Source organism: Synechococcus sp. F70.1, from assembly GCF_047502745.1.
In the GTDB taxonomy this organism is placed as follows: domain Bacteria; phylum Cyanobacteriota; class Cyanobacteriia; order Thermostichales; family Thermostichaceae; genus Thermostichus.
Genome location: NZ_JANSJL010000061.1, coordinates 9,308 through 14,631 on the forward strand (window position 1 = coordinate 9,308; position 5,324 = coordinate 14,631).

The 5,324-nt window shown below is 61.1% G+C and carries 5 protein-coding genes; 3 read left to right on the forward strand and 2 right to left on the reverse strand.

The genetic code is table 11. From position 1 onward, the window contains the following. Both cimA and ebsA read right to left on the reverse strand, forming a co-directional pair. Nucleotides 1-1,487 (reverse strand): citramalate synthase (cimA, locus tag NW860_RS06265; protein ID WP_414513112.1); only part of this gene is annotated, 1,487 nt, incomplete at its 3' end. Then, the gene (ebsA, locus tag NW860_RS06270) at nucleotides 1,477-1,848 is read right to left on the reverse strand and encodes a type IV pilus biogenesis protein EbsA (protein WP_414513114.1); all 372 of its coding nucleotides are present in this window, start codon (nucleotides 1,846-1,848) and stop codon (nucleotides 1,477-1,479) included. The genes ebsA and cimA, both read right to left, overlap by 11 nt. 199 nt (nucleotides 1,849-2,047) lie before the next feature. On the opposite strand from ebsA, the gene larE reads away from it, so the two are divergent. The 3 genes from larE (at nucleotide 2,048) to NW860_RS06285 (ending at nucleotide 5,305) form a co-directional block, all read left to right on the forward strand. Then, a complete protein-coding gene (gene larE, locus NW860_RS06275) occupies nucleotides 2,048-2,923 on the forward strand; it encodes an ATP-dependent sacrificial sulfur transferase LarE (RefSeq protein WP_414405593.1) in 876 nt (291 codons plus the stop codon). A 23-nt stretch (nucleotides 2,924-2,946) separates the two neighbouring features. Beyond that, nucleotides 2,947-4,770, forward strand: a complete 1,824-nt coding sequence (locus NW860_RS06280; protein ID WP_414422808.1) for a DUF3769 domain-containing protein — start codon at nucleotides 2,947-2,949, stop codon at nucleotides 4,768-4,770. A 253-nt stretch (nucleotides 4,771-5,023) separates the two neighbouring features. Beyond that, nucleotides 5,024-5,305, forward strand: a complete 282-nt coding sequence (locus NW860_RS06285) for a DUF1830 domain-containing protein (protein ID WP_414394791.1) — start codon at nucleotides 5,024-5,026, stop codon at nucleotides 5,303-5,305. Nucleotides 5,306-5,324 lie beyond the last annotated feature (19 nt).

Sequence of the window (5,324 nt, forward strand, 5' to 3'; positions counted from 1 at the left end):
CCCGCCTGGCCGTCCAGAATCCGCACCTTGTAGTCGGTGAGGTGAATGGCTTCCAGTTGCGGGTAAAACTCCAGCAAGGCCTTGCGCAGCGCCCCATCCAGGGCCGCCACCGGCCCATTGCCTTCGGCTGCTGTCACCCGCGTCTGCCCCTGCACGGCAATCTTCACCGCTGCTAGGGACTGCACCTCCGTTGCCTCGCCGCTGGGATCCCAGTCTCTGCTGCTCCAGTCCGAGCGGGTGGTGGCGCTGACATGGAAGCTAAGCACCTCAAAGGGGTGGGAGCGCTGCCCCAACAGGCCCCGCACCAACAGCTCAAAGCTGGCCTCGGCCGCCTCAAACTGGTAGCCCTGCAGCTCCAGAGTTTTCAGCCGCTCCAAAATCAAGCGCGCCCGGGGATCCGACTTGTCCAGCCGGATCCCAAAGCCAGCCACCTTGCTGAGGATATTGCTCAACCCCGCCTGATCCGAAACGACGATGCGCCGGCAGTTGCCCACCTGCTCTGGGGCAATGTGCTCGTAGGTCAGGGGGTTCTTCTGAACAGCGCTGACGTGGATCCCACCCTTGTGGGCAAAGGCGGATCGGCCCACGAAAGGAGCATGGTCGTCCGGGGCCAGGTTGACCACCTCACTGATGGCGCGGGAGATCTCTGTTAGGTGTTGCAGCTTTCCCTCGGGCAGACAGCGGTAGCCTAGCTTGAGTTGTAAGTTGGGGATAACGCTGCACAGGTCGGCGTTGCCACAGCGCTCCCCATAGCCGTTAATGGTGCCCTGCACCATGCGCGCCCCCGCCTGGACTGCCGCTAGAGCATTGGCCACGGCCGTGCCGGAGTCGTTGTGGGTGTGGATCCCCAAAGGCAAATGCCCCAGGTGATGGGATTCCGCCAAGACGGCTGCCGTGATGGCGGCAATCTCGTGGGGCAGGGATCCGCCGTTGGTATCGCAGAGAACCAGCCACTCCGCCCCGGCCTCTGCTGCTGCCACCAGGGTTTGCAGGGCGTAGTCGGGGTTGTGGCGGTAGGCGTCAAACCAGTGCTCGGCATCGTAGATCACCCGCCGCCCCTGGGAGCGCAGGTAGGTGATGGTGTCGCGGATCATGGCCAAGTTTTCGGCCAAGGTGGTGCCCAGCCCCTCCGTAACATGGAGATCCCAGGACTTGCCAAAGACCGTCACGTAACGGGTGCCCGCTGCCAAGATGGCCTGCAGCAGGGGATCCTCGGCTGCCCGCCGCCCCGGCTTGCGAGTGGAACAAAAGGCCACCAGCTCCGCCTGCTCCAGGGGCTCTTCCCGCATCTGCCAGAAAAATTGCACGTCTTTGGGATTGGCCCCTGGCCAACCGCCTTCGATGAAAGGGATGCCCAGGCGATCCAGCAGCTTGGCAATTTGCACCTTATCTTGCACCGACAGGGACAACCCCTCCCGCTGCGCCCCGTCCCGCAGCGTCGTGTCGTAGAGGGTGACGGCAACCGGAGAATTGGCGTCAGTCTTCATACCGCATCAGCTTTTTGTAAAAGGCGGTGGTGAAACTCGGCGGCTGACCCCGCTGCACCGCCGCTACCACATCGATGAGGTAGTCCACAAACTCATAGTTGGCTAGGGAGACCTGATAGGTTAGCTCCGGGTCTTGATCGAAAATTACCTGCACTGCCGTTAGATCAGAGGGCAGAGGCGATACAGGCCAACTGGCCAAGAAAGAGACGGGCCTGTCTCCTTCGATGGGCCGCTGCCCTTCTAGGCTGCCCTTTTTGTAGAGACCCACCGCCAGCGGCAGGTACTGCCGGCGGGCGACGGCGTAATAGGGCTGATAGAGGGCCACCTCTGCGGAGCTAGCAGGTTCAAGCTGAAGAGTCATGGGCAGAAGATCCAGAGGAGAGGCAGGGGTCTCTCTGCCATCCAGCCTACCGCCTCAGTGGCCCACTGGCCTAGAGAGATTGCCCGCTCACTGCCTTGCCTTTGAGGCAGAAGCGTTGGAAAGTCAGAAAATTCCAGGAAACAATGGAAGAGGAATATCTGCCCCGCTCTAGCCCAGACCCTACGGACTCCCTAGCCTCATGGACGTACCTCTTGGCTCTGCCACCCCCTTGCTGGAGCTAGACCCCGTCCTACAGTACAAGTTTCAGCAGCTTGTCCAGATCTTCGCCGAAATGGGGCGGGTTGTGGTGGCCTACTCGGGAGGGATCGATAGCAGCCTGGTGGCCAAGCTGGCCTGGGATCTCTTGGGGGAGGGGGCTCTGGCCGTTACCGCCGCTTCCCCGGCGCTTTTGCCCGAAGACCTGGAGGAGGCCATCTGGCAAGCCCAGTACCTCGGCATTCGCCACCAGGTCATCCAGACCCAGGAGCTGCAAGATCCCCGCTATGCTGCCAATCCCCCTAACCGCTGTTACTTCTGCAAAAGTTACTTGCACGACACGCTGCTCCAGCTGGCTAAAACTCAGGGATACGACCACGTGGTCGATGGCCTCAACGCCGACGATCTGGCTGACTACCGGCCAGGGGTGCAAGCAGCTCGGGAGCGTGGTGTGCGATCCCCTTTGGCGGAGGTGGGGATGAGCAAGCTGGAGGTGCGGCAGTTGTCTCGCCACTTGGGTCTGCCCTGGTGGGATAAGCCGGCCCAACCCTGCCTCAGTTCCCGCTTTCCCTACGGCGAGGTCATCACTGCCGAGAAGCTGCGGCGGGTGGGATTGGCTGAGCGCTATCTGCGCAGCTTGGGCTGGCGAGAGGTGCGAGTGCGCTCGGAAAAAGATACTGCCCGCATTGAACTGCCCCCCCACCAGATCCTGGAGTTCGTGCAAAAAACTGACCTGGCAGCGCTGGTTAAAACCCTGCAATCGTTTGGCTATCTCTACGTCAGCCTCGATCTGGAGGGCTACCGCAGCGGCAAGCTCAACCGCGCCCTCGACCCTCCCCAAGCTGGTAGCTTAGGCTGAAGCGTTGCACAGGTTTGGGGAGCATGAAAGGGTTTTGGTGGCTCTGGCTTTGCTTGGGGGTGTTTGGTCTGGCAACGGCTGCTCCTACCTCAGCCCAGGGGGAGAAAGGCCAGGTGGCGGCCGCCCAGGCGGGGGATACGACTGCCCTCGACGCCCTTGCGGATCGCACGTTACGGCTGCGCTCCGACCGTCAAACCTTCGACCAGCGGGCGCAGGTTTTCCTGGCTGAGGGCAATGTGGAGATGCGGCTGGGCCGCTCGGTGCTGCGGGCAGACCGCCTGCGCATTGAGCTGCAGCAGCGACGAGCCGTGGCCGAGGGCAACGTTTCCATTGAGTTGGATCAGCAGCGCATCCAGGGATCCCGGCTGGAGTACGACTTTGAACGGGAGCAGGGCTTTTTGGAAGAGGCTTTTGGGCAGGTGGATATTGGCCAGTTGCAGGCCAGCGGCTCTCCGCTGCCCCTCTCGCCTCAGCGGCTGGTACGCTTTCGCGCTACCCGCATTCGCTTCGATGCCAACAACTGGGAAGGAGAAGAGGTGCGGCTGACCAATGACCCCCTCGATCCGCCGGAGCTGGAGATCCGCAGCCCGCGAGTGACCTCTACCTTGCAGGCGGATGGTTCCAGCCTGTTGATTGCCGAAGCTGGCCAATTGGCTTTCGACCAAGTCTTTTTTCTGCCCCTGCCCCTGCGGCTGCGCTTTGACTCCTTGAACCGCCAGCCTCCGGTCAGCCTGTTCTACGACGATTTCGACCGGAAGGAACTGCGGCGGGGCCTAATCCTGCAGGCCAACATTGAGCTGCTGCAGGAGCCCCATCTCAGCTTGGTGTTTTCCCCGCAGCTCTATCCCCAACGCCTCTGGGGGAGCCTCCAAGGAATCCGCGATGGAGTCGGGCTGCGAGCGGAGTTGCGCTGGCGGCAGCCGCGTGCCCAAACCTTGCTGTTTGCCGAGCTCCGCGGGATCGTCTTTGAGGAATTTGCCCGGCGCTTGCGGGCGCAGGTCGAACACCGCGTTACCACCGGCAACGGCGGCCAAGTCACCTACACCTATGCCTATCGGGAGCGTTTTTTCAGCGGGCGCCTGGGCTTCCAGATTGTGGAGAATCGCTTTGGCGCCAGCTACAGCTCGCCCACCCTCCGCCTTGGCAACACCGGCTTGGATTTCAGCTACCGCATAGCCGCCGACTACCTCGACGCCCTGGGACAACTTGGCAATATCGACACCGATCCCGCTCTGGCCCTGGCCAGAACCACCGAGCGCATCCAGCTTGCTCGGCTGCAACTAGGAGCAACCCTAACTCGCTCTTTTCCCCTCTGGCGGCCCTCCAAGACAACCTCAGATCCGCCGCCCCGCTTTTCCGCTTTGCCCATTGAACAGGGGATCTGGCTCAACACCGGCGTCAGCAGCAGCCAGTCGTTTTACTCCGATGGCCGCGCCCAAAGCTACACTGCTGGCAGTATCGGCCTCGACGCCGTGCTCGGGGCTTTTGTGGCCGATACCTTCGACTACACCAGCCTGAGGGTAACCTACTCCAACGGTTTTTTGGCGGGAGCCTCGCCCTTTTTGTTTGACCGCATCACCACGCGGGAGCAGCTGGTCTTGGGCTTCCTGCAACAGCTGTATGGCCCGCTGCGGGTGGGGGCTGAAACCACCCTGGATTTACAGTCAGGCCAGCAGGTGGACCTTACCTATCGCCTGGGTTACGACCGCCGCACCTACGGCCTTAGCTTGCACTACAACCCGGTGCGCCAGTCAGGGGCTCTGGAGCTACGGGTAGAAGGCCTGAACTGGGATCCCAGCCCACCTCAGCCAAGCTCAGCGACCGGCTCGAGCCTCAATGGGCCCTGATTCCAAAGTGTAATCTCGACTACTAATACCTAAGGGTTTTCTATGGCAATTGCGCCGCTTCGAGAAGGGATCCCTGCCCAAATCCGCCCCGCCTCCGAAGGGAGTTTTGGAGTCAAACGGTAAGATCAAATACAGAAGTCCTCTAGGACTTATTTTTGTCAATTGGGATCGCCGTATCGCAGACTACTGCAGCGATCCCCAAACGGTGCTAGCCTGGATGACAGGCTGAGCAAGGCAGGCTAGTGAGCTAATTATGCAAACCCTCGATGCGATCCCGGCAAAAAAACAAGCAGAGCGAATAACCTGTAGCTACATCAATGCAACCAGCTCCATTCAAGTGGTTCGCATCACAAATATCGAAAACTGGTACTTTGAGCGGGTGGTATTTCCTGGGCAGCGGTTGCTGTTTGAGGCGCTACCAGGAGCCAAGCTGGAGATCCACACGGGCATGATGGCCAGCTCCATCTTGACGGATACCATCCCCTGCGAAAAGCTGCGCGTACGAGAAACGGAGCCGGTGACAGTGGTTGCGTAGGTCTCCAAGCCGCAGAGCA

What these genes read in the sequence shown, in the direction of transcription:
- ebsA (WP_414513114.1), bottom strand. Translation starts at nt 1,848, where the DNA reads ATGACTCTTCAGCTTGAACCTGCTAGCTCCGCAGAGGTGGCCCTCTAT.
- NW860_RS06285 (WP_414394791.1), top strand. Translation starts at nt 5,024, where the DNA reads ATGCAAACCCTCGATGCGATCCCGGCAAAAAAACAAGCAGAGCGAATA.
- larE (WP_414405593.1), top strand. Translation starts at nt 2,048, where the DNA reads ATGGACGTACCTCTTGGCTCTGCCACCCCCTTGCTGGAGCTAGACCCC.
- NW860_RS06280 (WP_414422808.1), top strand. Translation starts at nt 2,947, where the DNA reads ATGAAAGGGTTTTGGTGGCTCTGGCTTTGCTTGGGGGTGTTTGGTCTG.